The sequence below is a fragment of the Commensalibacter sp. M0133 genome, from assembly GCF_016101485.1.
Classification (GTDB): domain Bacteria; phylum Pseudomonadota; class Alphaproteobacteria; order Acetobacterales; family Acetobacteraceae; genus Commensalibacter; species Commensalibacter melissae.
The window spans coordinates 655,732-679,520 of the sequence record NZ_JACFQI010000001.1; the positions used below are offsets into that span (position 1 = coordinate 655,732).

At 39.4% G+C, this 23,789-nt stretch carries 24 protein-coding genes; 14 read left to right on the top strand and 10 right to left on the bottom strand.

The annotated features are described in order from the left end of the window. Positions 1-10 precede the first annotated feature (10 nt). The 5 genes from yegQ to H3T46_RS02980 all read right to left on the bottom strand — a co-directional run bounded on the left by yegQ (position 11) and on the right by H3T46_RS02980 (position 5,929). The gene (gene yegQ / locus H3T46_RS02960) at positions 11-1,369 is read right to left on the bottom strand and encodes a tRNA 5-hydroxyuridine modification protein YegQ (protein WP_198197355.1); all 1,359 of its coding nucleotides are present in this window, start codon (positions 1,367-1,369) and stop codon (positions 11-13) included. A 116-nt stretch (positions 1,370-1,485) separates the two neighbouring features. Further along, complete coding sequence (gene gltX / locus H3T46_RS02965; protein ID WP_198197356.1) at positions 1,486-2,823, bottom strand: glutamate--tRNA ligase; 1,338 nt, start codon at positions 2,821-2,823, stop codon at positions 1,486-1,488. Between the two features lie 39 nt (positions 2,824-2,862). Further along, the gene (locus tag H3T46_RS02970; RefSeq protein ID WP_232349944.1) at positions 2,863-3,255 is read right to left on the bottom strand and encodes a hypothetical protein; all 393 of its coding nucleotides are present in this window, start codon (positions 3,253-3,255) and stop codon (positions 2,863-2,865) included. 31 nt (positions 3,256-3,286) lie between these two features. Further along, positions 3,287-4,498, bottom strand: coding sequence for a nicotinate phosphoribosyltransferase (locus H3T46_RS02975; protein ID WP_198197358.1), 1,212 nt, complete (start codon positions 4,496-4,498; stop codon positions 3,287-3,289). Positions 4,499-4,537: 39 nt separating this feature from the next. Further along, positions 4,538-5,929 carry a class II 3-deoxy-7-phosphoheptulonate synthase gene (locus tag H3T46_RS02980; RefSeq protein ID WP_122123782.1) on the bottom strand — a complete coding sequence of 464 codons (1,392 nt, stop codon included), beginning with the start codon at positions 5,927-5,929 and terminating at the stop codon, positions 4,538-4,540. A gap of 258 nt (positions 5,930-6,187) precedes the next feature. On the opposite strand from H3T46_RS02980, the gene H3T46_RS02985 reads away from it, so the two are divergent. From H3T46_RS02985 to H3T46_RS03000, 4 genes are all read left to right on the top strand, one after another. Beyond that, entirely contained in the window at positions 6,188-7,000 is an 813-nt protein-coding gene (locus H3T46_RS02985; RefSeq protein WP_232349943.1) for a MetQ/NlpA family ABC transporter substrate-binding protein, read from the top strand. Between the two features lie 40 nt (positions 7,001-7,040). After that, positions 7,041-8,078 carry a methionine ABC transporter ATP-binding protein gene (locus H3T46_RS02990; protein ID WP_198197359.1) on the top strand — a complete coding sequence of 346 codons (1,038 nt, stop codon included), beginning with the start codon at positions 7,041-7,043 and terminating at the stop codon, positions 8,076-8,078. Between the two features lie 40 nt (positions 8,079-8,118). Then, on the top strand, positions 8,119-8,772 hold the full coding sequence (locus H3T46_RS02995) for a methionine ABC transporter permease (protein WP_198197676.1): 654 nt from the start codon (positions 8,119-8,121) through the stop codon (positions 8,770-8,772). 196 nt (positions 8,773-8,968) lie between these two features. Then, a complete protein-coding gene (locus H3T46_RS03000) occupies positions 8,969-9,370 on the top strand; it encodes a hypothetical protein (RefSeq protein WP_110438249.1) in 402 nt (133 codons plus the stop codon). A gap of 8 nt (positions 9,371-9,378) precedes the next feature. On the opposite strand, the gene gorA is transcribed toward H3T46_RS03000, so the two are convergent. Both gorA and H3T46_RS03010 read right to left on the bottom strand, forming a co-directional pair. Continuing rightward, entirely contained in the window at positions 9,379-10,776 is a 1,398-nt protein-coding gene (gene gorA / locus H3T46_RS03005; protein WP_198197360.1) for a glutathione-disulfide reductase, read from the bottom strand. Positions 10,777-10,779: 3 nt separating this feature from the next. Next, the gene (locus H3T46_RS03010; protein ID WP_110438251.1) at positions 10,780-11,610 is read right to left on the bottom strand and encodes a ferredoxin--NADP reductase; all 831 of its coding nucleotides are present in this window, start codon (positions 11,608-11,610) and stop codon (positions 10,780-10,782) included. A 305-nt stretch (positions 11,611-11,915) separates the two neighbouring features. Here H3T46_RS03010 and H3T46_RS03015 point away from each other — a divergent pair, with 305 nt between their 5' ends. Next, the gene (locus H3T46_RS03015; protein ID WP_198197361.1) at positions 11,916-14,234 is read left to right on the top strand and encodes a helicase-related protein; all 2,319 of its coding nucleotides are present in this window, start codon (positions 11,916-11,918) and stop codon (positions 14,232-14,234) included. Between the two features lie 88 nt (positions 14,235-14,322). On the opposite strand, the gene ubiM is transcribed toward H3T46_RS03015, so the two are convergent. Both ubiM and H3T46_RS03025 read right to left on the bottom strand, forming a co-directional pair. Beyond that, complete coding sequence (gene ubiM, locus H3T46_RS03020; protein ID WP_196424517.1) at positions 14,323-15,564, bottom strand: 5-demethoxyubiquinol-8 5-hydroxylase UbiM; 1,242 nt, start codon at positions 15,562-15,564, stop codon at positions 14,323-14,325. 20 nt (positions 15,565-15,584) lie between these two features. After that, positions 15,585-16,175 carry a nitroreductase gene (locus H3T46_RS03025; protein ID WP_162988599.1) on the bottom strand — a complete coding sequence of 197 codons (591 nt, stop codon included), beginning with the start codon at positions 16,173-16,175 and terminating at the stop codon, positions 15,585-15,587. Positions 16,176-16,421: 246 nt separating this feature from the next. Here H3T46_RS03025 and hisB point away from each other — a divergent pair, with 246 nt between their 5' ends. From hisB to nth, 9 genes are read left to right on the top strand one after another with little or no spacing between them, the layout of a single operon-like run. After that, positions 16,422-17,018: an imidazoleglycerol-phosphate dehydratase HisB gene (gene hisB / locus H3T46_RS03030; RefSeq protein WP_155568280.1), complete on the top strand. Its 597-nt coding sequence runs from the start codon at positions 16,422-16,424 to the stop codon at positions 17,016-17,018. Next, positions 17,015-17,377 carry a hypothetical protein gene (locus H3T46_RS03035; protein WP_122123787.1) on the top strand — a complete coding sequence of 121 codons (363 nt, stop codon included), beginning with the start codon at positions 17,015-17,017 and terminating at the stop codon, positions 17,375-17,377. The genes hisB and H3T46_RS03035 overlap by 4 nt, the downstream gene beginning before the upstream one ends. Then, a complete protein-coding gene (hisH, locus tag H3T46_RS03040) occupies positions 17,374-18,033 on the top strand; it encodes an imidazole glycerol phosphate synthase subunit HisH (protein ID WP_155580652.1) in 660 nt (219 codons plus the stop codon). Before H3T46_RS03035 ends, hisH begins: the two co-directional genes overlap by 4 nt. A 19-nt stretch (positions 18,034-18,052) precedes the next feature. Further along, a complete protein-coding gene (locus H3T46_RS09015) occupies positions 18,053-18,607 on the top strand; it encodes a GNAT family N-acetyltransferase (protein WP_347375187.1) in 555 nt (184 codons plus the stop codon). A gap of 28 nt (positions 18,608-18,635) precedes the next feature. Beyond that, positions 18,636-19,400: a 1-(5-phosphoribosyl)-5-[(5-phosphoribosylamino)methylideneamino]imidazole-4-carboxamide isomerase gene (hisA, locus tag H3T46_RS09020; RefSeq protein WP_347400748.1), complete on the top strand. Its 765-nt coding sequence runs from the start codon at positions 18,636-18,638 to the stop codon at positions 19,398-19,400. Next, positions 19,394-20,152: an imidazole glycerol phosphate synthase subunit HisF gene (gene hisF, locus H3T46_RS03050; protein WP_155580653.1), complete on the top strand. Its 759-nt coding sequence runs from the start codon at positions 19,394-19,396 to the stop codon at positions 20,150-20,152. Before hisA ends, hisF begins: the two co-directional genes overlap by 7 nt. 26 nt (positions 20,153-20,178) lie before the next feature. Beyond that, positions 20,179-20,523 (top strand): phosphoribosyl-ATP diphosphatase, encoded by a 345-nt coding sequence (locus tag H3T46_RS03055; protein WP_110438258.1) that lies wholly within the window; start codon positions 20,179-20,181, stop codon positions 20,521-20,523. 11 nt (positions 20,524-20,534) lie between these two features. After that, entirely contained in the window at positions 20,535-20,900 is a 366-nt protein-coding gene (locus H3T46_RS03060; RefSeq protein ID WP_110438259.1) for a histidine triad nucleotide-binding protein, read from the top strand. 13 nt (positions 20,901-20,913) lie between these two features. Beyond that, on the top strand, positions 20,914-21,597 hold the full coding sequence (gene nth, locus H3T46_RS03065) for an endonuclease III (protein ID WP_232349941.1): 684 nt from the start codon (positions 20,914-20,916) through the stop codon (positions 21,595-21,597). Between the two features lies 1 nt (position 21,598). Here nth and H3T46_RS03070 read toward each other — a convergent pair whose 3' ends face one another. Further along, positions 21,599-23,647 carry a ComEC/Rec2 family competence protein gene (locus H3T46_RS03070; RefSeq protein ID WP_198197362.1) on the bottom strand — a complete coding sequence of 683 codons (2,049 nt, stop codon included), beginning with the start codon at positions 23,645-23,647 and terminating at the stop codon, positions 21,599-21,601. Positions 23,648-23,789 lie beyond the last annotated feature (142 nt).

Consider the following 23,789-nt stretch of genomic DNA (forward strand, 5'->3'; position numbering starts at 1 on the left):
ATATTCTCAATTATGATTCAGTTTTCAAATATCGCATAAGCAACGCATATTCGAGAGAAAGATTTTTCTGGACAGGAATGTAGACAATATGACTATTTCCTGGGGCGATTTTAATGGCTTCCCCTTTCGTGTTTTCCATTTTTTCTAAAGTAAAGCTAACATTTCCGCCAGGAGTCATTATTTCTAGTTGATCACCAATTTCAAAACGGTTTTTAACCGCGATTTCGGCAAGACCATCCCTGAAATTACCAGTGAATTCACCAGCAAATTGCTGTTTCACCGAAATTGATGAACCTGTTTCATAATTTTGATATTCATTATGTTTATGTCGACGTAAAAAACCTTCAGTATATCCACGATGAGCCAGAGATTCCAAACTTGTCATCAAGTTCATATCAAATGGCCGACCTGCCAAGGCATCGTCAATTGCCTTGCGATATATTTGAGCAGTACGGGCACAATAATAATGAGATTTTGTTCTCCCTTCAATTTTAAGGGAATAAACACCAATATTAACCAACTTTTCAACATGCTGGATTGCTCTCAAATCCTTTGAATTCATGATATAAGTGCCATGTTCATCCTCAAAGGCTGTCATCTCCTCATCAGGGCGTTTTTCTTCGCGCAGAATGAAAACTTTATCCGTTGTCTCCCCTTCACCCAAGGTTGGTGGAACATCATCAGATTTACAACATGTTTCAGATTGGTTTTTATTGACAATTTCTCCCAATTCATTTTCAGTTGCCTCTTCAACATCATATTTCCAGCGACAAGAGTTTGTACATGTTCCCTGATTGGCATCACGGTGATTAATATATCCCGACAATAGACACCGACCTGAATAAGCCATGCAAAGGGCCCCATGCACAAATACCTCCAATTCAATATCTGGAACATGTTGATGAATTTCTTCAATTTCCTTGAGGGAAAGCTCACGTGACAAGATAACCCGTGTTAATCCCATCTCTTTCCAAAATTTAACCGTGGCCCAATTAACAGCATTGGCCTGGACGGATAAATGTATGGGCATTTGAGGAAAATGTTGCCTCACCATCATAATTAGTCCAGGGTCAGACATGATCAAAGCATCAGGTCCCATGGTGACAACAGGCTCCAAATCTTTGATAAATGTCTTTAACTTTGCATTGTGAGGTGCAATATTAACCACCACATAGAAAGATTTTCCTTGAGCATGTGCCTCATCAATACCGATTTTAAGATTTTGGTGATTGAATTCATTATTGCGAACTCGCAAACTGTAACGTGGCTGTCCTGCATAGACCGCGTCTGCACCGTATGCGAATGCATATCGCATGGCCTTTAACGTGCCAGCTGGACTTAAAAGTTCTGTTTTCAAAGATTGACACATAACAAGGTAAAACTTTAATGAAATAAAAAAGCCTTTTTAACAAGGCCAAGAAATTTTTCAACCTTTTAAAAAAGCTATATGCAGATAAAATTATTTATCTTCATAATTTAATTTATCTAGGCAAGAGAACATGCCTCCGTTAACCGTCTGACCACTCTTTCTCGCCCAATCAGCGGTAAAAGCCCTCTCATCTCCGGCCCTTTATCCTCTCGTGTTAATGCCAGACGCAATGGATGAAAAAGAGATTGTCCCTTTCGACCACTAACCTCTTTCAAAATATTGGTCCATTGGCTCCAGGTCTCTTGCCCCCAAGGTTCAGTTGGCAAACATTCCAAGGCCAGATGAAGATATGATTTATCTTCATCCGCAACTTCAGGAATAATATCCTCATGAACCAAATCCCACCAATATCGCGTTTCAGACAGTATATCGATATTGGGTCGGACAATATTCCAGAATTCTTCTGTAACAGCTTCAGGCAATCGATCTCTGACTTCTGAAAATTCCATTGTATGCAAACACTTTTTATTCAATGCCAACATTTGTTGAATATCGAACCTTGCTGGTGAACGCGAATATGAGGATAAATCATAATCCTTTGCCAATTCGTCAACAGACAACAATTGTGGATCTCTTGATGTCCCCAATCTTGCCAGATAGGAAACCACAGCTTTTGCCTCCAATCCATCCTCGCGTAATCGGCGCAAGGAGATACTTCCCAATCGTTTTGAAAGCTTACCCCCATCCTCGTCAAGCAGTAACGGTAGATGGGCAAACTGGATGGTATTTGGATGATCAGACAATGCTTCAATCAAATCCAGTTGAACACCTGTATTTGTCACATGATCCTCACCCCGGATAATATGCGTAATGCCACTTTCAAGATCATCGACAACTGATGCCAAAGTATATAAAACAGTACCATCTGCCTTGATCATGACTGGATCGGAAATGGAGGATAATTTGACGTGACAGTCACCCATAACCAAGTCTTTCCATTTCATTTCACGCCCAGAAAGCATGAAGCGCCAATGAGGTTTTTTTCCGTTTGCCTCTGCCTCTTTTCGTTGTTCAGACGTAAGCTTAAGCATTGCCCGATCATAAATAGGAGGCTTATTTTGCCGACGACGCAACTCTCTCTTAAAATCAAGCTCCTCTTTGGTTTCAAAGCATGGATACAGACGCCCGGACTGTTTTAATTTTTCTATTGCTAATTGATAACGATCCATACGTTCAGATTGACGCATGAATTCATCCCAGCTAATCCCAAACCATTTTAATGCCTGATATATTTCCCGAACATATTCCTCCTTGGAACGTTCAACATCCGTATCATCAATACGCAACATAAAGGTTCCACCATGATGACGGGCATAAAGTGCATTAGCAACTGCTAGACGGGCATTTCCTACATGCATTAAACCAGTAGGACTTGGGGCAAAACGTAATTTCATAATCTGTACTTGTATTTTAATTAACAAAGAAAACTTATATTATTTGTCGTCTTCAGGAAAATCATCCTCTTCCACCAAACGACGTGGATCAAGCGCACGCCAGTCCCTTTCCATTGGCGTAGCAACATTTTCAATAAACATCATAATGGAATCCGAAGAATCCCAATTCTCTTTTTCTTGTGAATCAACAACTTTCGCATCTTCTCCAAAAGCTGACCAAGCATCAAAAATTTCCTGTCGTGATGCTCCCGGAATACGGCATCTTTCAACACTGTCCCGAACATAAGTTTTGGCGAATGCATTGGCATGTTCCAAACTGTAAAAACCGGCAACCACTTCAGTGACCTTATTTTTTTGCTCACTCGAAAGATCAAAGATCTGTACATTATATTCTCTCTTGTCATCTTTGTTCTGATCTTCTTGATTTTGCAAATTATTTACCCCATTCATATATTATAAATTATCATATTCCCAAGTTAGGCATATACTGTCGGGCAAGATTAATCAAAAATTCCCGACCTTTTTTAACCAAAGGTTTGCCATTATAGGCAATAATATCGGCAGTTGCATATGTTTCATTCCATAAAACAGGAATGAATGAACCGGTCCCGACAATATCAACCGGGGCTCTTGCTTCAGAAATGATACGACATTTCTCGATATCAAACCCTGAAGAGGCAATGATCTTAACCCTATCAAATCCGGCCTCATCAAGTTTTTTACGCATATACCATATTGCAGCCGCAGAGACACCTGTTCCTGCCAGATATGTCAATTCTTTTTCGGAACAATAGCGTTGAATTGTTTCAGGAGCATATCGCATTAACAGTTCATATGATGACTGTCTATTCAGTCCTTCAATGTATCGTCCACCATGAGTATCCAAGCGCAGCAAAACTTTACCCTGGGCCGCCAATTCTGGAAAAGCCTTGCAAACCGCCAATCCATCGGTAATTTCTTGACCAAAGTAATCAACCAATACACCAAGTTCCTGATCTGGAAACTGCTCATGAAACATTTCAGCAGCTTTAAGGGTTGAACCGGCATAACCGATCAAGGCGTGCGGCATTGTTCCAAGTCCATGATGTAATCCATAAAATTTTGAGGTTATCGTACTCGCAGTCCCGATAAATCCTTTCGCTCCGTTCTTTTTTTGCGCCGCCTTGCTACCAACCCATGCAGCATACTCCACCAACTCCTGCATTTCATAACCGGCACAATGTCGCGCATCCATCGCGATGAAGCTTGTATCTGGCAAAAGTTGGGTCATCTGAAACGCATTGCAGGCGGCAACACAACAGGCGCCGAGTTTTTGCAATAATATGGTTTCCAGTGTGACAAGCTGTTTAAAGGATCCCTTTAAGTATAGTATCGGCAACCCTGCTCCAACCCATTCCCCTTCTGGAAATGCCAGTTTATAACTGGCATTAATTTTTTCCCTGGCGATAATATGCTCTAGCCATTCAAGAGCAATACGAGGTGCAGAAATTACAGGACGTCGTAAAAAAACGGCATAAACAACTTCTGTATCCCCATATTGCTCGATTATTTTCTGTGTACGAACAAAATACATATCCGTACGATCTAATATTTCCTCATTATTACCAGGTACTGTCACAGCCAAGGTAGATGACAGAATTTTATCCACGTTCTTTTTCTCTAATCCATCAGTCATCCATTTGACTTTCAATAATATTACAAAACAATATTCCTGTTAATGAGCCGCAAAATTTCTTTTGGTCAACTCATCAGCAAGCAGAAAAGCGATTTCCAAAGACTGTTCAGCATTTAAACGAGGATCACAAAATGTCTGGTATCGTTTTGCAAGATCAGACTCCTTTAGATGATGGGCTCCACCGATACATTCCGTAACATTTGTTCCGGTCATTTCAACATGAATACCACCCGGAATAGCGTTTGAAGAAGTCATTACATCAAAAAAACCTATAACTTCAGCAAGTATTGAATCAAATGAACGTGTCTTGACCCCGTTACTTGTTGAAATCGTGTTCCCATGCATTGGATCGCAAAGCCATGTAACAATATGACCAGAATCTTTAATCCCCTGAACTATCTTGGGCAAATAATCCCTAACTTTTGCAGCCCCCATGCGACTGATCAGAGAAATACGTCCCGGTTCATTGTTTGGATTCAAAATATCCAACAATTTTAATAAATCCTCCAAATCGGCAGATGGACCAACCTTGATACCAACCGGATTTTTAACACCTCGCAAAAATTCAACGTGCGCACCATCAGGTTGACGTGTTCTATCACCTATCCATAAAAAATGCGCCGAACAATTATACCAGTCATCAGATGTTGAATCAATTCGTGTCAAAGCCTGTTCATAGGGCAATAATAAGGCTTCATGAGATGTGTAAAATTCTGTTTCATGAATTTGCGGCGTATTTTGTGATGTCAAGCCACAAGCTTTCATAAACGCTAGAGTTTCATCTATTCGATTGGCCAATTTATTGTATTGTTTTGCCAGAGGCAGGCGCTTGACAAAATCCAGATTCCAGCGATGGACTTCATTTAGATTAGCATAGCCACCATTTGCAAATGCACGGATCAAATTCAAGGTCCCAGCTGACTGGAAATAGGCAATTTCCATTCTTCTCGGGTCTGGAGTACGGGCCTCTTTCGTAAATTCAGCTCCATTGATAATTTCACCACGGTATGATAAAAGACTCATACCGTTCTTATTTTCATGTGATGAAGAGCGTGGTTTGGCAAATTGACCTGCAATGCGACCAATTTTTACAACAGGAACTTTTGCTCCAAACGTCAGGACGACAGCCATTTGAAGAATAACCCTGAACATATCCCGAATGATATCAGCCGTAAATTCCTCAAAATTTTCAGCGCAAGGCCCACCCTGTAATACAAATGCCTTACCTTCCGCTGCTGCTGCCAATTGCTGTTTCAGTTTACGCGTCTCACCTGCAAAAACCAAAGGAGGATATTGGAATAATTTATCTTCGATTAATTTCAATACGGATTGATCTGGATATTCTGGCACCTGTTTAATTGGAAATGAACGCCAAGAATCTGGTGTCCAGTTCTTATTTACATTAGCATCAGACAATATCTTACTATCCATTGTAAATCCTGTTTCAATAAAAGCTTAAATTACAAATATTTTATCTAATATTTTACATTCAAACATACAATAACATTTTCCTAAAAAAACATATTATTTATCTTTTAATATAAAAAATTAACCATATTTATAAAATAATTAACCAGCAGCTTTAATATTGTATGGTGTTTCATATAATATACTCTATACAGATACACGATTTTTATATAAAACTTTCCTTAAATATCTTTGACCTTGAACGAATGGGGACAACAGTTAATGATGATTTTCTCTCGCCGGGCTTTTCTTGCCAGCTTAACCGCATTTATCCTTTATTCGGGTATTCCGCATGAAACTAAAGCTGCCTCCACCGTTCAAACTATTCGTGTCGGTATCATTAGTGGTCCTGAAGAGGAACTGGCCCTTACCGCCAAGGAAGTTGCAAAAACAAAAAACATTGATATTCAACTGGTCAATTTTGACGATTACAATATTCCAAATGAAGCGCTTGTTGGTAAAGATATTGATGCCAACGCTTTCCAAACAGTTCCCTTCATGGATGCGCAAATTCAGGCAAGAAATTATAAATTGGCCGTTCTTGGAAAAACATGGGCGGAACCACTGGGTTTTTACTCACATAAAATCAGATCCATCCGTGACCTTCCTGACCAAGCAAAAATCGCCATTCCCAATGATCCTTCCAATCAAGGCAGGGCTCTTAATCTTCTAGTGAAAGCCAATCTCATCCAACTACGGCAGAATGCTCCGGCATTACCTAGACTTGGGGATGTCATCAGTAATCCACATCATTTTCAACTTATTGATCTTGACGCCGCCCAATTATCCCGTGCCCTAGATGATGTCACAATGGCCGCGGTCAATACGAATTTCGTCATACCGGCCGGGATCAATCCAAAATCTGCTTTACTTAGAGAGGATATTAAAGACAGTCCTTATGACAATATCTTGGTTGTACGTAAAGGGGATGAAAACCGCCCTGAAATGAAATTGTTGCTGGAGAGTTTTCAATCCGATGCCGTGAAAAAGGCAATGGAAGATAAATTTCATGGCGCTATATTGCCTGCATGGTGACACATTCTTTTCCTCAATGCAGTTTAATTGATAAAAATTTATGACTTCAGATTTACCCGTTATTGAATTTGACAATGTATGCAGAAATTTTGGCAATCATGCCGCATTATCCAACCTTACTTTCTCGATTCAAAAAGGAGAAATAGTTGGAATTATCGGACACTCTGGAGCAGGAAAAACAACTCTGCTACGATGTTTGGCGGGGCTGGAAAAACCAACAAGTGGCAAGGTCAAGATTGAAGGAAAAGATATAGCCCATTTGCCTGAAAAGGCTCTTATTCCATTGAGACAGCGAATTGGGCTGGTTTTTCAGCATTTTAATCTACTTAATTCTAAAAATGTTTTAAATAATATTGCCCTTCCCTTGAAAATTGCAGGGATTCCTAAAGCCAAGCGAATTGAGAAAGCAAAAGAATTGCTCGAACTGGTCGGCATTCCTGACAAGGCCCTCAATTATCCAGCCCAGTTATCGGGGGGGCAAAAACAACGTGTTGGAATAGCAAGAGCCCTGGCAGCCAATCCCGCCCTTTTGTTATGTGATGAGGCAACCTCTGCCCTTGACCCAGAAACGACACGTTCAATAATTGAACTTTTATTACGAATTAATCAGAAACTAAAACTTACAATTGTTTTGATCACTCATGAAATGAGTGTTATCCGCCTTTTAGCAGATCGAGTTTTTGTTCTGCAAAAAGGTAAAATCATCGAGGAGGGAGCAGTCGGTAAAGTTTTTGCTCATCCGCAATCGGAAACAACCCAACAATTATTGCAAGAGGAACAGCCTTCCCTTCCCCAAAGTATATCGCAAAATATTCATCCCAACCCTGACAGGAATGACCATGCCATTCTACATGTCGTCATGATGGGCAGGGTTGTAAGAGATCCCTTAATAGCTAATCTCCAAAAAGATTATCAAATTTCCGCAGTACTGTTGGAAGGAAACATAACCCATATACGTGAAACACCAATTGGCACGACATTTCTTGCCGTTCCTGCGGATCAATGGCAACAAACAATAACAGCTCTTACAAGCATGGGTGTTGAGACAGTTGAAAAGGTTGGTTATGTCCGTCTTTAATCTTGATCAAATGAATAATCTCATAAGTCAGTACTCTCATATTTCAACATATCAACTTGAACAGTTATATATTGCTATTGGCCAGACATTGGAAATGACTCTAGCTTGTGGTTTGCTAACCTTGACAGGTGGATTACCTCTCGCCCTTTTCCTGGTTATCACCGCACCTGACGGTTTAAGGCCCGCACCGATATGTAATCGAACGATTGGATTCATTATTAATATATTCCGATCCATTCCTTTTATAATATTGCTGGTGGCCCTAATTCCCGTAACGCGATTTCTTGTTGGAACCGCTATTGGCACGACTGCAGCAATTGTTCCGTTAACTATTGCAACTATTCCCTATTTTACCAGAATAGCGGAAGTTTCCCTTAAGGAAGTCGACCGTAATCTTATTGAGGCAGTTAAAGCGATGGGAGGAAGCAATTTTACAATTATTAAAGAGGTTCTATTGCCTGAAGCTTTACCGGGACTCATTTCCGGTTTTACCGTGACTCTAATCCTGATTATTGGAATATCCGCCATGGCTGGGACCATTGGGGCAGGTGGATTGGGTCATTATGCTATACAATATGGATATCAACAATTCAGATCGGATATTATGGGAATTGTAATCGTTATATTGGTGCTCATGATTTCAGGAATTCAATGGTTTGGAGATTATCTTGCAGGGAAATATAATCACCGTTAGCCCTTAGATAAAATTAAAATTACTGATGTTTCTGAAATCATCAAATATGTTTTTATTTCATTTTATGTTATAGATTGAAGAATAAACCCATCCATTTCATCACGGGCTTAACTTTTCAAATTTGGTATATTATATCAAGAACGTAAATTATAAATCTATATCAGCTATTTTTTAGAGCCATAAAGGATAAATTATAATGAATTGGTTTAAAACTGGATTGTATACAGTTTTACTTTCTACGACTTTACTATCTGTCAAAACTTATGCACAAGTTACGCCAATCAATCAAGAAGAAAGCGGAACTTTACCAGGCTTATCCAAACAATCCGTTCAAATGAAATCCCAGGAAGCTGAAAAAGGGGGAGAACATATTACCGTTCGAGGACACCGTGAACCACCTCCCGGTTATACCTATGCGCCTTCCATGAACATGCAAAATGGACCAGATCCCGAGCATCAACAAGCTTTGGCTGAATCGAAAGACAAGGTAAGTGGTGCCAATCTTTCAAAATATGGTACCGCGTATCAGGAAAGTGGCCCAATGGGACAGGGGAAATTAGGAGATTCAACAGGAAATGGATGGTTAACCCCCCGATAATCAAACTTTTAATTTTGTTTATCTGTAACCCTTGCAACCTGACGAAGGGTTACAATTTCCTCCGCAGAGGTTGGATGAATACCGATTGTTTCATCAAAAACTGCCTTGGTTAAACCTGCCGCAACTGCAACTGAAAATCCTTGCAGCATTTCTGGTGCGTCATCTCCGACAATATGAAGTCCAACAACCTTTTGCGATGATTGATCAACGATCATTTTAATAAAGGTTTTAACCTTACGTTCCGTTAAACTATAGCGCATTGACGTAAAATTGGAGATATAGATATCAACTGCTCCTTTTAGCGCAGCCTCTTCTTCAGTTAAACCAATGCTTCCAATTGGTGGATTAAAAAATACAGCCTTTGGAATGTAGTCATAGTTACTTTTACGAATTTTATTTCCGAATAAACGATCAGCCAGGGCATGTCCTTGAGCAATGGCTACAGGAGTAAGATTAACAAAATCTATCACATCACCGATGGCATAAATATGGGGAATTCGAGTTTCAAAATCTTCATTAACAATGATTTCCCCTTTTTTCCCCTTTTCAATCCCAATTTTTTCAAGATTTAATCCTGACAAATTGGGATGCCGACCAGTGGCAAAAAATACACAATCTGTTTGCACCACTTCTCCGTTATCAAGATAAAGATGATATTGCTCACCTTGTTTAATAATCTTTTTTGGATGGGCTTTGACATGTTGGATAATATCCTTACGCTGTTCAATCGCATCATAGACAGCCTGACGTATATCCTGATCAAATCCTCTGAGGGGGACAGGTTGACGATAAATTAAATCCACATTTGAACCCAGTCCGGCAAATATGCCGGCAAACTCAAGTGCAATATATCCAGATCCAATGATGGCAATATTTTCAGGACGTTTTGACAAATAAAAAGCTTCATCTGAAGTAATGGCGTATTCATTTCCTTCAATATCAAGTTTCGTGGGTGATGAGCCTGTTGCAATAACAATATGCTTGCCTGTAATAAATTTATCTTCTGCATTTTCATCAGATAATACAGAAGATGAGATTTTAAGAGTATGGTCATCTTTGAAAGAGGCATGACCTGTAAATAGAGTCACTCCCGCCCTTTCCAACATGGAAATATAAATATTATTTAACCGTTTTATTTCCTTGTTTTTTGCCTCAATAAATTCAGGCCAATGATGGTGTCCGTGAACCGTATCCCATCCATATCCGTGACTATCTTTGACCTGATTGTTGAAATTGCTTGCATAAACCATAAGCTTTTTTGGTACACAGCCAATATTTACGCAGGTACCACCCCAATATTGTTTCTCAACAACCGCAACACGGGCACCATGGGAAGCTGCAATACGGGCACAGCGAACACCGCCTGAACCTGCTCCTATAACAATAAGGTCAAAGTCGTATTTCATGAATTATTGCTCCGCAAATGCTTTTTCAATTACAAAGGAACCAGGTGATGAACCGTTGCCTTCTACAAAACCTCTTTTTTCAAGAATTGACTTGGTTTCCGCCAACATTTCTGGAGAACCGCAAATCATAGCACGATCATGTTCGGGATCCATAACAGGTAAATTAATATCAGAAAACAGCTTCTCATTTTCAATCAGGGTCGTGATACGATCTCTTACAGGAAATTCCTCACGAGTAACTGTAGGATAATAAACCAGTTTTTCTTTCACATATTCTCCCAGAAATTCATTATTTGGCAAATCATTTAAAATATAATTATGATAAGCCAGTTCCCCTTTGATGCGTACAGTATGGGTCAAAACCACTTTTTCAAAATTCTCGTATACCTCTGGATCACGAATAAGGCTCATGAAAGGTGCCAATCCGGTTCCCGTTGAAAAGAAATATAAGTTTCGACCGGGTTTCAAATTAGGAAGCACTAGGGTTCCCGTTGGTTTACGTCCAATAAGAACCGTATCGCCGACCTTCATATGACATAAACGTGAAGTCAAGGGGCCATCAGGAACCTTGATTGACAGAAATTCAAGATGTTCTTCATAATTAGCGCTTGCAACACTATAAGCTCGCAATAAAGGTTTGCCATTTACCTCGATTCCGATCATGCAAAATTGACCATTTTCAAATCTTAAACTTGAGGTGCGCGTACAAGTGAAAGAAAAAAGACGGTCCGTCCAATGATGAACAGATAAAACCTTTTCAGCATTTAAGTGACTATATTCTTTAGAGGGCGGGGAAAGACGAAAAGAATCATCAATCATCACTGATTCTGTCATTATTTACTAATCTCCTGCAATATTGGTCAATTTATATGAAATTTATCTTATATATTGAAACCCAATTCGTCATTTTTAAAAAATTACTGTGTTTAAAATTATCTCTAATAAGAAAATACTGATAAAATTTTTTGATTCAATCTTATTTAATCAATTTTTTCAAATTATACATAAATATAAGGCATTAAAATAAAAAAACTTATATTATAAGTACAATATGTTGCGAAAAACCTATATCATCTTTTATCTTGTATTCTAGATATGTACTAAATAATAAAATTCAATTTTTTAATCTGTTAAATCATATGAACTCATCCCCTGCTGAACTTGCCCTTTACAAAGTCTTACAAGAAACCCGGCTAGATATTACGCCTCAAGAGGAAAATCGTCTAAAAAAACTCATTGAACGCCAACTTGAAACTGATTCTGACACGATTGCACCAGCAAATTTTATAAAACTTCTCTGTATTATTCGTAGAAAGGAATGGACCAAAAAATTAACCCAGCTTGTCCAACAAAAAAAATATGTTTGGGTACAACCCGAAGATATTGCATGGGCGGTTTCGTTTATTCACACACCTGAACCCAATGAAACTAATTTTGAAAATGTATTGCAAATTGCTCTAGGAAACCGTTTGAAACAATCAAGCGGCAATGCCCATGAGGCAATTCAGAATTTACAGCTTGAAACCAATAATGTCTCAGCTAGAACATTTGATAATGAACAATTGACAATTATGGCAGATACCGTTGCCATGGCTTTTGAAATACAGGATAAAGATAGTTTTATTGATCAGATTTTGACAGATTATAAGATCAATAAAGAAAAAGATGAACAGTTACTACAAACAGCCAAGGCCCGTAAGAAACAGGAGATAAAACGACAAAGAGAATGGGAAAATAGCCTTGTAAGCTTCAAGGATATACCCACAATATTGCATTGCTCGTCCAGGGATGCCCTAAAATGGATTGGACAGAACAGAATTCCAATTGCCCAGAAAATAAAGAAACGCGGAAAAGATATTTGGAAATTTGATCCTGTTGAATTGAGAAAATTACGCAATCAAATTTCAAGTTGGATCGAAGAAGTCCCTAAGGGAAAAAAGGGTAAATATATAAACCTTGGTGATCTCAATATCAAAAACAAGGTATTGGCCAATGTAGCGGCAATGGATCGATATGCAGGGCATTTTATAACAGCCCGCTCCCTGAAAAGACATATCACCATTGTGACTGGACCAACCAACAGTGGAAAATCTTATACTGCCTTGGAAACAATGGCTAAAAGTGAGAGTGGAATTGCCCTTGCACCACTACGTTTATTGGCGCATGAATTCAAGGAAGCCCTGGCGGAACGTGATATTGAGGCATCCTTGAAAACGGGTGAGGAGCGCAATATTATCCCTAGAAGCCGTTTTCTGGCAGCTACTGTAGAAATGTGCCCGATGGACAATCCTGTTGATGTGGCGTTGATTGATGAGGCGCAAATGCTGACAGATCCTGATCGTGGCGCAGCATGGACGGCTGCAATTATGGGCGTTCCGGCACGCCATGTTTTTGTTCTGGGTTCACCAGAATGTATCCCTATTGTCAAACGCATTGCCAATTTATGTGATGATCCCTGTGACGAGATTATTCTACAAAGAAAAAGTCCCCTTATCACTGCCAGTTCGCCAATCAGGTTATCAAAATTGAGAACGGGTGATGCACTTATCGCCTTTTCAAGAAAAGAGGTTTTGGATCTACGTTCCCTTCTAATGCAGAAAGGTCACCGCGTTGCTGTAATATATGGGGCCTTGAGTCCGGAAGTCAGGCGGGCGGAAGCAAAACGCTTCAATAATGGCGAGGCAGATATTTTAATCGCAACAGACGCTATCGGTATGGGATTAAATTTAGCCATCAAACGTGTTATATTCAGCACGATCTTCAAATTCGATGGTCAAAACAGGCGCCCTCTCACATCCCAGGAAATCAAGCAAATAGGCGGACGTGCAGGTCGATATGGCAAGCATGAAAACGGAATTGTAGGTATTATGGCTGGTGCGGGCGATCCTGCCTTCATCCATCGTAATCTAGAGGCCCCTCCAATCCAGGAAGATGATTTGCGGCCCTTGGTGCAACCTGACAGTGATATTGTTCAAGCAATTGCCAATGAAATCAATTCAACGAGTTTATTCGGTGTATTGACACGCTTGAAACGGGCTGTTTTACGTCCTGATGATCCTAATTATAGATTGGCAAAAATGGAGGAAACATTCGCGATTGCATCCTCACTGGAGGGAGTGGATGGTCTTTCCCTTAAAGATCGCTGGACATATTCAACATGTCCGGTCGATGACCGTGACAATGGCATTCAACGGCTTACCCATTGGGCAGCGGATCATGCTGCCGGCAAAACCATATCCGCCCCTGGATCTGGAAAACTACCGAATCCAGTCCAGGCATCCCGACGCGAACTTGAACGCGCTGAAAAAATGCATAAACGCCTGGTAAGTTGGCGCTGGCTATCCTTGCGTTTTCCCGATTTTTACCCAGATCTGGAAAATGCCGAGAAAAATACGAAGAAATTAAATGAATGGATTGAATCAGTCCTTCGCCAAAAACGCAGGAAAATTGAATTGTAAATTGTTGGTTTTTACAAATTCTTTAATGTAACAAGATGATACAATAAATTATTACTATTTCATCTTGTTTATTTTAAAAGTGAATTAATCAAAATTTTTTCGATAAAATCGATTTTGGAGAAGGCAATGTTGTGGTTTTATCAATTAGGGTATCCACGACTTTATTCTTAACAGGCTTTAGTAAATTGGCTGTTTTAATGCCTAACCTCCTTAATTTCCACAATCCCTTTTCTTCACGTGTATAAAGCGTTGCAATAGTGTTTGTCAGGGTAAACATCGGCATGGTTTTGATTCTTAACCGTTTTTCGAAATGACGTAATTGTTTCGATGTGCCGATTTCCTCTCCCCTTTTTAAACCTGCCAAAACTTCATCTGCCAGGATTTCCTGGGCAATCAGGGCAAAATTGTAACCATGGGCTGTGATAGGATGCATTCCAATAGCCGTATCGCCGACCAAGGCAGCATGTCTTGTTTCAAACCGGTTGGCAAATACAGTTTTCAAAGGATAAACATGCCGGGTGGAAACAAGCTCCATTTTTCCAAGCCGTCCATGTATGCGTTTCATTATTTCCAGATTGAATTGTTCGGCTTCCAACGATCTGACCCGATTCATTTCATCAGGAGGAAGAGACAATACAACAGAAGTGACATTATTATTCAATGGCAGTAAGGCAACAGTCTGTCCTTTGTCAAACCATTGCAAGGCAACTTGATGATGAGGCAACTCATGCTTCATACGACATACCATCATATGACGATGAAAATCATGCAGCAAATATCCAATTTTAAGACTGTCCCTTATTTTGGAGAAACGTCCGTCACTTACAACAGCCAGTTTTGTAGAAAAAACTGCATCGTCCTGATCTGCATTGGAATATTCAACCCGGGCATAATCAACAAAGCAATTTAATTTATTACAGCGTGTATTGGATAAAACAGTAATCCCTTCACGAGATTGAACCTCTTCAAATGTTGCCTTTCGGATCAGATGATTTGGGACAAGATAACCAAGAGCCTCTTCGCCCTTTCCCTGCGTGTCAAAAATCAAAGGATTGTTTTCTTCCCCATTCTCAACCCTGGCCTCCCTGAGCGAAGAAATTTCATCTTGAGGAATACGATCCCATATCCCCATTGATTTCATCAATGAAACGGAATGATGGGTCAAAGCTATTTCACGACCATCAAAAGAAGGTTCTTGCAAAGCTGTCATTGGGGCTGGATCAATAACAGTGACTTTCAGTCCAATCCCTTCCAGGGACAATGCCGCACTTAATCCTGCAGGACCCCCGCCAATCACAACAACATCCATCATATCTTTAATTTTTAACATCGTTTCATCTCTTTAACTATTTATGAATCAATTTTGAAATTTACTGCACTTCCCTGCCAGTTAGCGACATAATCATCCACTGAAACCCGTGGAGGTGCCTCAGATCCTTCCACAGGTGTTCCGATAAACATAAACCCGATCATTCTATACGGTTTTTTCAGTCCCAATAATTCCGTAATTTCAGGGACATCAATGGGGCCTGTAATCCATTTTGCACCAAATCCCAGAACATGGACAGCATTCAATATATTCATGGTTGCCGCTGATGCTGCCATCAACTGTTCATCAAGGGAGATAGACGTCTTGTCATCATGAAATTGACGAAATCCAAGTGCCAAGATCAAAGGGGCATTCGAAAAATTTTGCACTATTTTGGTTATATAAGCGGGGGGATAACAAGAATCCGGTTTTGTAAGGATCTTTTCCAATGATCTTACCCATTTTTCTCGATACTCTTTACCAATAATCACAAAACGCCAGGGACGTAAGCGCCCATGATCAGGAGCCCGCATCGCTGTTGATAAAATTTGATGCAATTCATCGTCATTTGGCGCAGGTTGAGTTAATGAACCACATGAAAAACGAGAAAGCAGAAAATCAATATTTGACATAAAATTATCCATTACAATAAAGTTATTTATAATTTTACCATTTATAATGTAAGTTTCATATCAAATCTAAACTTACTGTAATTTCCCCGAGACAAAAATACGTAAAAAGTATTATGAATTTAAGTTTTATTCATAAGAAATTCATGATTTCATAATTTCATTTCTTACTCTTTAATCTTGGCATTCCGGCAAAAGCAAGTTATTAATTGAATGTCAAATATAATTTATATTTTAAAGTTATCTTTTATGAATACGCAAAGACAGGTATCCGTACATCGCAAAACCTCGGAAACAGATATCCAGCTCACCCTAAATCTTGATGGAGCAGGTCAGTCCAATATCGAAACGGGAATCGGTTTTTTTGACCACATGCTGACAGCTCTTACCAAACATGGCTTGTTTAACTTGGACATAATGGTCAAAGGCGATCTACATATTGATTTTCATCATACAGTGGAAGATGTCGGCATAACTTTGGGTCAAGCATTCCAGAACGCGATTGGAGAGAAAAAAGGAATCTGTCGGTTTGGACAAGCCTCTGTTCCTCTGGATGAGGCCTTGAGCGAAGTCGTTATCGATATTTCTGGTCGCCCATACCTGGCATGGAACGTGTCTTTTCCAACAGAAAAGATAGGAAAGATGGATACCGAATTATTTGAAGAATTTTTTCGTGGGTTTGTGATGAGCGCCCATTTGAACTTGCATGCAATATTGCATGCGGGTCGTAATTCCCATCATATTGCCGAGGCAACATTTAAAGCAACTGCACGTGCTTTGCGAATGGCTTGTGAATTCGATTCACGTGCTTTGCATTCCATTCCATCAACCAAAGGTGTGTTGTGAAATATTTTACTGTCTATGCAAACCAAAACCAACCTTCCGAATTAAAACTAGTGCCTGAGGGTTTTTCCTGGCTCGTATTTATACTTGGACCTGTTGGTCTTTTTGTCCAAAAAAGCTGGATTCATGGATTAATTCTTTTAAGTGTCTGTTTTTCACTGATTATCTGGATACATCCATCTTTCTTCTTGATGGCTTTGGTACATTTTATAGTAGGTTGCTTTGCCTTCCACTTTCAAAGAACCGAATTGCAATGGGCAGGATGGAATCTTCAAACCGTAATTGCCGCACCCAATAAGAAATTTGCCCTTCTTCGTTTACTTGATAAAAAACCCCGTTTAACAAACTATATCAATTCATGAAACATAAACCCGACAACATTATTGTTATTGATTATAACGGCGGAAACCTTGCCTCCGCTCAACGCGCCCTGATTGCGGCGGCCCACATGATCAATCTGCCTGTTGATGTTGAAATCAGCAACAAACCAGAACATATTCAAAATGCGGACCGTCTTATATTACCTGGGCAGGGAGCGTTTGCAGATTGCATGAGTGGATTGCAATCCATTCCCGGTTTGCTTGAATCGTTAAATGCCAAAGTTCAGCAAGGGACCCCTTTCCTAGGAATTTGTGTTGGCATGCAAATAATGGCTGAACAGGGATTGGAACATAAAACAACCAAAGGTTTGGGATGGATCCAGGGTAAAATAAAACCTATCGATACAACAGATTTACCTTTACCCCATATGGGATGGAATGAACTAAATTTTAAAGTAAATGCACATCCTGTTATGAATGGAATAAATCCAGGTGATCATGCATATTTTGTCCATTCATATGCTTTGTCCGCTGAAGATAACAAGGATATTATCGCTACAACCGATTATGGCATATCCATTCCGGCCATCATCGCCAAAAAGAATGCGATTGGCACGCAGTTTCATGTCGAAAAGAGTCAACAGGTTGGATTACATATTTTGGCAAATTTCCTAAGATGGAATCCTACCCCCGCTTAGCAAGTATTTATTAATTACAATGGATAACATCAACTCAAACCTACTTCCAAAAATCGAATTAGAACAAATTACCACCCTTGATAATGATGATGATTTGCATGCAATCTGTGAATCTCTGGAAGCCGCAATACTGGCTGGTTATCATTGTCGCTGGGTTAAGGCACCACCAAGACAATTGTTGGAAAGCTATATAAAGGGATCGTTACTTGTTCCCGAAAAAACTCTTTTCACAGGTCGAATGGATGGACATATTGTCGCATTTTGCGAGGTTGAAACACCACTAAAAGAAGAGGAATCTCCCTATATTGCTGCAAAAATCACCATTTTTGCAGTTGCACCCTATGCCATAAATGTCGGCGTCAGTAAACGTTTACTTCTAAAAATCGAACAGACCATTGCCCAACTAGGTTTCCCGATCATTAATGTGCAAATTGATGAAAGTCAGAAAAAATTATTTCAGTTTTATTTGAAAAATGGATATCATCATTGGGCAACCCACCCTTATTATCGAAAAATCAACGGGCAAATTTTCAGGGGATATTTTTTATATAAATCCTTTTTGAACCTACCATAATTTTAACTTCATGAAGTGTAACTTATTTATGTCCAGCTTTTCTTCAGCAGTCCATCCCCTAACATTATATCCCGCGATTGATTTGAAAAATGGTCAATGTGTTCGATTACGTCAGGGTGAAATGGATCAGGCAACAATATATTCTGACAATCCCGGTGAACAAGCTCGAAACTGGAATAATCAGGGTTGTAAATGGTTACATGTTGTTGATCTTGATGGTGCCTTTGCAAAAAAATCTGTTAATACAGAAGCTATTTTAAGCATTCTTGCCAATTCTCAGGTGCCTGTTCAACTTGGAGGTGGAATACGGGACCTAAATGCTATCGAATATTGGCTTTATAAGGGCATAAAAAGAGTTATTCTCGGTAGTGTCGCCGTTAAAAATTCCAGACTAGTTTATCAGGCCTGCAAATCCTTTCCTGGTCAAATCGTGATTGGTATTGATGCCAAAAAAGGATATGTATCCACCGAAGGTTGGGCGGAAACCTCTGAAATGAAAGCCCTAGACCTCGCCTTACGTTTACAGGACAGCGGTGCTTCTGCCATTATCTTTACTGAAATTGAACGAGATGGCATGTTATCCGGACTTGATCTTGAACAAACTGCCAATCTTGCCCATCATCTCCAGATACCGATTATCGCCAGTGGAGGCATTGGTAACCTTGCACATATTGAGGCATTACGAAACGTTGCCAATCAGGAGCCAGGAATAGAGGGGGTAATTGTTGGTCGAGCCCTCTATGATGGACGCATTCGGATCAATGACGCTTTAAAGGTGTTGGAAACATGTTGAAAACCCGTGTCATTCCCTGTCTTGATGTTAAGAACGGACGTGTGGTCAAGGGAGTCAATTTTGTCTCCCTACGTGATGCCGGTGATCCCGTTGAACAGGCATTGGTTTATGATAAGGCAGGTGCCGATGAATTGACATTTCTGGATATAACCGCAAGCAATGAAAACAGAAACACCATCATTGATGTGGTGAATCGTACAGCGGAAAAAATTTTTCTTCCTTTGACTGTTGGCGGGGGTATTCGTACACCGGACAATATACGTGCGCTTCTTTTAGCAGGAGCGGATAAATGCACCATTAATTCCGCAGCCATTAAAAATCCGGATCTTGTTAATGATGGAGCTAATAAATTTGGCAGTCAATGTATCGTTGTTGCTATTGACGCACGATCTGATAATAAAGGTTCATGGGAGGTCTACAGTCATGGTGGTCGTAATCCAACGGGTATTAATGTCATTCAATGGGCAAAGGAAATGACCAGACGTGGTGCTGGTGAGCTTTTAATTACCAGCATGGATCGTGATGGTACGGGAAAAGGTTTTGATCTTGATCTTCTGAAAGCAATTAACAGTAATGTTAATGTCCCTGTGATTGCTTCGGGGGGTGTGGGTCAATTACAACATTTTACCGAAGGCGCACAAACAGGAGCAACAGGATTACTTGCAGCCAGCGTTTTTCATTTTGGCCAATTTACGATTGAGCAGGTAAAAAAGTCTCTGGCAGGAAACAACATTCCCGTCCGCCTTTCCTGATCTGTATTTAATAAAGGAAACAAGGTATGAAATCCAATCTAAATGGTGAAATTCTTGATCGTCTATATAAAAAGATTGAAGAAAGAAAAAATAATGACCCTCAAAAAAGCTATTCCGCCAAATTACTGAAAAAAGGGTCACACAAGGTTGCACAGAAATTCGGTGAAGAAGCTGTTGAATGCCTGATTGAATGTGCCACAAAAAATCCACAAAACCTGATCAGTGAAAGTGCCGATGTTTTGTATCATTTGTTGGCCATGTGGGTTATAACAGATATATCGCCTGAAGATGTTTGGGCGGAACTTCATAAAAGAGAGAAAATAAGCGGGATCGAGGAAAAGGCTTCTCGTAATTTAAAATCTTCAAAATAACAGGTGAAACAATGGCTTCAACTTCAGTTCGTTACGATTCTCAAAATATATTTGCTAAAATTTTGAAAAAAGAAATTCCAGCAAAAACAATTTATGAAAATGAATATGTGTTGGCGTTTCACGATGTAGCCCCCAAGGCACCAATTCATGCCTTGGTCATTCCCAAAAACCCTTATACCTCCTATGCTGATTTTTCTCAACGTGCAGCCCCCGAGGAAATTGTGGCTTTTACCAAGGCTGTTGCACATGTAGCCAATTTATTGGGTCTTGACAAAGATGGTTATCGCATTATCAGCAATATTGGCAGGAATTCCGGCCAAGAAGTTTTCCATTTTCACTTTCATATTCTTGGTGGGAAAAAGTTACCATTTGCTTAATTAAAATTTTTCCATGATTATTAAAGCAGATAAAGAAACACCTTTAGCAAAGGCAATGAATAAGAAAGAAATCAAGGAATTCATTCGTCTTCTTGCCAAGGCACGTCCGGACGCTAAAACTGAACTGAATTATTCTTCACCCTACACGCTTTTAGTATCCGTTGTTTTGTCGGCTCAGGCAACTGACATATCTGTTAATAAAGCCACAAATAAATTGTTCAAGATTGCATCTACACCTGAAGCAATGGTTGCTCTTGGTGAGGAAAAATTAGTTCCCTTTATCAATTCCATCGGTTTATGGCGTGCCAAGTCCCGAAATGTTATAGCGCTTTCCAAACAATTGATCGAAAATTATAATGGGCAAGTCCCGCAAACAAGAGAGGCTTTGGAAGCTTTACCCGGTGTTGGAAGAAAAACAGCAAATGTAGTATTAAGTGTTGCTTTTGATCAACCTGCCATGGCAGTTGATACGCATATATTTCGAATAGGCAATCGCACAGGTCTAGCTTCCGGCAAGACACCCCTCGATGTTGAAAAAAATCTAGTAACAAATATTCCCCGAGAATTGATTGCGAAATCACATCATTGGTTGATTTTACATGGACGCTATTGCTGTAAGGCTAAAAAACCTGAATGCTGGCACTGTCCTGTTGTGCAAATATGCCATTACCAAGATAAAAACATAAGTCCGTTTTGATTTATTCACTCAAAGCTTCGGGTAAATTCGGAATACCACGTTGAATTGGTTCCATAACCCATGGACGATTGCCTCTTAATGACAAATCATTTTTGATCTTGTTTGAATTCAACCATATGCTATGTGATCCATATACCCAGTTTTTTTCTTTATCAACAAATGATATATCAGGACATAAACGCTGTTCCCATAATAAAGAAATTTCCAACCGCATAGCATGACATATTTCAGCTTGGAAAAAGAGATTCTCAGGTTTTTTTAATATGATCAAAACATGTTCATCCAGCAATTTGCAATAAAAATCCTTGCAAAGAATATTTCTGTCATGATTGTGAGAAAATTGAATTCTCACTTTTGATACACCCAAGTATTGTTTCCATCCCTCAATCGTATATTTGTTGCATCCATGCTGACAAATTACCCAAATAAACCCAGTTCGTCGAATGGCAATCATTTGTCCATCCGCAGATGTTACCAGATCAGGATTTTTACCCCATAAACAGGATATAATCCCTATCGTAATCAGAAGAATGCCGGTACTTTTTAATCGAGTCACGCATAAACAGATAATGCATAATCCAATAAAATAGCATGTCAACCCCCATCCAGGCATATCCTTAACCCATATAACCGCATAAGGGAAATCATTAACAATTCGGGCTGTATTAATTACCAAATTAATTCCATACGCCATCAAATGTAAAAAATAATAATCAATTCCTGTCCCGATAGTTACCAGGGATAGTAATCCAGTTGGCATGATCAAAAACATTGTTACAGGAACCGCAATCAAATTTGCCAAAATAAAATATAAATTCAGTTCATGAAAATGAGCCATAACAATTGGACATACTGCCAAGCCAGCCAGGAAACTGATCCATGCAGCCTCCAAAATATAGAAAAAAAATTTTTTTAAACCACAAGTGTTCTTGGATTTTTTTAAAAAACGGTCATATCCCCAACCATATCCTGCAATTATAGCCATCACAGCTGCCATAGACATTTGAAAGGATACGTTCATGATCGATGAGGGTGAAAAAATCAAAATCATCAATGCTGCCAGCATCAAATTATGCATTGATAAACTTCGACGATCCATAGACAGGGCGAAAACGATCAAACTTGCCATTATCAGACTACGAATTGCCGGCAAATGAAATCCTGTAAGAAGAAGATAGATACAACCTGCAATCCATCCAATTGATAACGCAATCATTTTCACTGGCCAATGCAAGGCAATATATTCACTTCGCAATAAAAGCCAGCGTACTGTACCGCCAACAATCAACATCACCGTTCCCAGATGCAGACCAGCAATGGCCAATAAATGGGCCAGTCCGGCCACAGCAAAAACATGTCTGTTTTCTTGAGATAAATTCGCATCAATTCCGGTTAATAGAATTTGCGCAATTGCACCAGTCTCACCAGGCAATAAAATCCTGATACGACAGGCTATTTTTTCACGTATCAATTGTATTGAGGTTTTATCGCTTTTTCTAATTACGTTAATAGGAGCGATAGCATATCCATAAGCACCAATATTTTTAAACCAATCATGAAATTGCAAATCATAACTCGCCATTCTAACTGGAGGAAATGGATGCTTCAGCATCGCTTTAACCTCTATCCAATCTCCGACATTAAATTGGGAATGATCGGTACGGAATAATGTAATTTGAATATATCGATGCCATTCTTTCTGTTCAGATTCTGGATATGATAAAAAATGAACATGATGTACTAAAATGCGGGTTTTTCCACTTGATAAAATCTCTATTCGACGAATTTTTCCTTTCATTGTGGCCGCATGCGTTGGCAAACGGTAAAAAGGTTCCTGTCGATGTGTTTGTAACCATGCAAGACAAAACCCTGATCCCAATAAAAAAACAACACAGTGAAAAATATAGAGATTCAGTTGAAGGGGATAACGCCATCGAATGACTGCCATTCCTATCAAACCGAATATTGAAAATATAAAACCATATGATAAATCTGGTTCGCTCGTAAGAGTGAAATAAATCAGACTTCCAAGACCCAATAACACAGGCATCCATAATTTCGAATGGTCAGTTTCCCTTGCCAACAGAGCAATGACATTTTTTATGCTGTCTAAGATAGTTCAAAAACTCCATAAAAATATTTTTTTTCTAGACTTCATATCTTTATTTTTAATAATTAATATAAACATTATT

What these genes read in the sequence shown, in the direction of transcription:
- H3T46_RS02975 (WP_198197358.1), bottom strand. Translation starts at nt 4,498, where the DNA reads ATGACTGATGGATTAGAGAAAAAGAACGTGGATAAAATTCTGTCATCT.
- gorA (WP_198197360.1), bottom strand. Translation starts at nt 10,776, where the DNA reads ATGAAATACGACTTTGACCTTATTGTTATAGGAGCAGGTTCAGGCGGT.
- H3T46_RS03000 (WP_110438249.1), top strand. Translation starts at nt 8,969, where the DNA reads ATGAATTGGTTTAAAACTGGATTGTATACAGTTTTACTTTCTACGACT.
- hisH (WP_155580652.1), top strand. Translation starts at nt 17,374, where the DNA reads ATGAAACATAAACCCGACAACATTATTGTTATTGATTATAACGGCGGA.
- yegQ (WP_198197355.1), bottom strand. Translation starts at nt 1,369, where the DNA reads ATGTGTCAATCTTTGAAAACAGAACTTTTAAGTCCAGCTGGCACGTTA.
- H3T46_RS02990 (WP_198197359.1), top strand. Translation starts at nt 7,041, where the DNA reads ATGACTTCAGATTTACCCGTTATTGAATTTGACAATGTATGCAGAAAT.
- H3T46_RS03025 (WP_162988599.1), bottom strand. Translation starts at nt 16,175, where the DNA reads ATGTCAAATATTGATTTTCTGCTTTCTCGTTTTTCATGTGGTTCATTA.
- nth (WP_232349941.1), top strand. Translation starts at nt 20,914, where the DNA reads ATGATTATTAAAGCAGATAAAGAAACACCTTTAGCAAAGGCAATGAAT.
- hisB (WP_155568280.1), top strand. Translation starts at nt 16,422, where the DNA reads ATGAATACGCAAAGACAGGTATCCGTACATCGCAAAACCTCGGAAACA.
- H3T46_RS03060 (WP_110438259.1), top strand. Translation starts at nt 20,535, where the DNA reads ATGGCTTCAACTTCAGTTCGTTACGATTCTCAAAATATATTTGCTAAA.
- hisF (WP_155580653.1), top strand. Translation starts at nt 19,394, where the DNA reads ATGTTGAAAACCCGTGTCATTCCCTGTCTTGATGTTAAGAACGGACGT.
- H3T46_RS03015 (WP_198197361.1), top strand. Translation starts at nt 11,916, where the DNA reads ATGAACTCATCCCCTGCTGAACTTGCCCTTTACAAAGTCTTACAAGAA.
- H3T46_RS02980 (WP_122123782.1), bottom strand. Translation starts at nt 5,929, where the DNA reads ATGGATAGTAAGATATTGTCTGATGCTAATGTAAATAAGAACTGGACA.
- H3T46_RS03070 (WP_198197362.1), bottom strand. Translation starts at nt 23,647, where the DNA reads ATGCCTGTGTTATTGGGTCTTGGAAGTCTGATTTATTTCACTCTTACG.
- ubiM (WP_196424517.1), bottom strand. Translation starts at nt 15,564, where the DNA reads ATGTTAAAAATTAAAGATATGATGGATGTTGTTGTGATTGGCGGGGGT.
- H3T46_RS03010 (WP_110438251.1), bottom strand. Translation starts at nt 11,610, where the DNA reads ATGACAGAATCAGTGATGATTGATGATTCTTTTCGTCTTTCCCCGCCC.
- H3T46_RS03055 (WP_110438258.1), top strand. Translation starts at nt 20,179, where the DNA reads ATGAAATCCAATCTAAATGGTGAAATTCTTGATCGTCTATATAAAAAG.
- hisA (WP_347400748.1), top strand. Translation starts at nt 18,636, where the DNA reads ATGTCCAGCTTTTCTTCAGCAGTCCATCCCCTAACATTATATCCCGCG.
- H3T46_RS02985 (WP_232349943.1), top strand. Translation starts at nt 6,188, where the DNA reads ATGATGATTTTCTCTCGCCGGGCTTTTCTTGCCAGCTTAACCGCATTT.
- gltX (WP_198197356.1), bottom strand. Translation starts at nt 2,823, where the DNA reads ATGAAATTACGTTTTGCCCCAAGTCCTACTGGTTTAATGCATGTAGGA.
- H3T46_RS09015 (WP_347375187.1), top strand. Translation starts at nt 18,053, where the DNA reads ATGGATAACATCAACTCAAACCTACTTCCAAAAATCGAATTAGAACAA.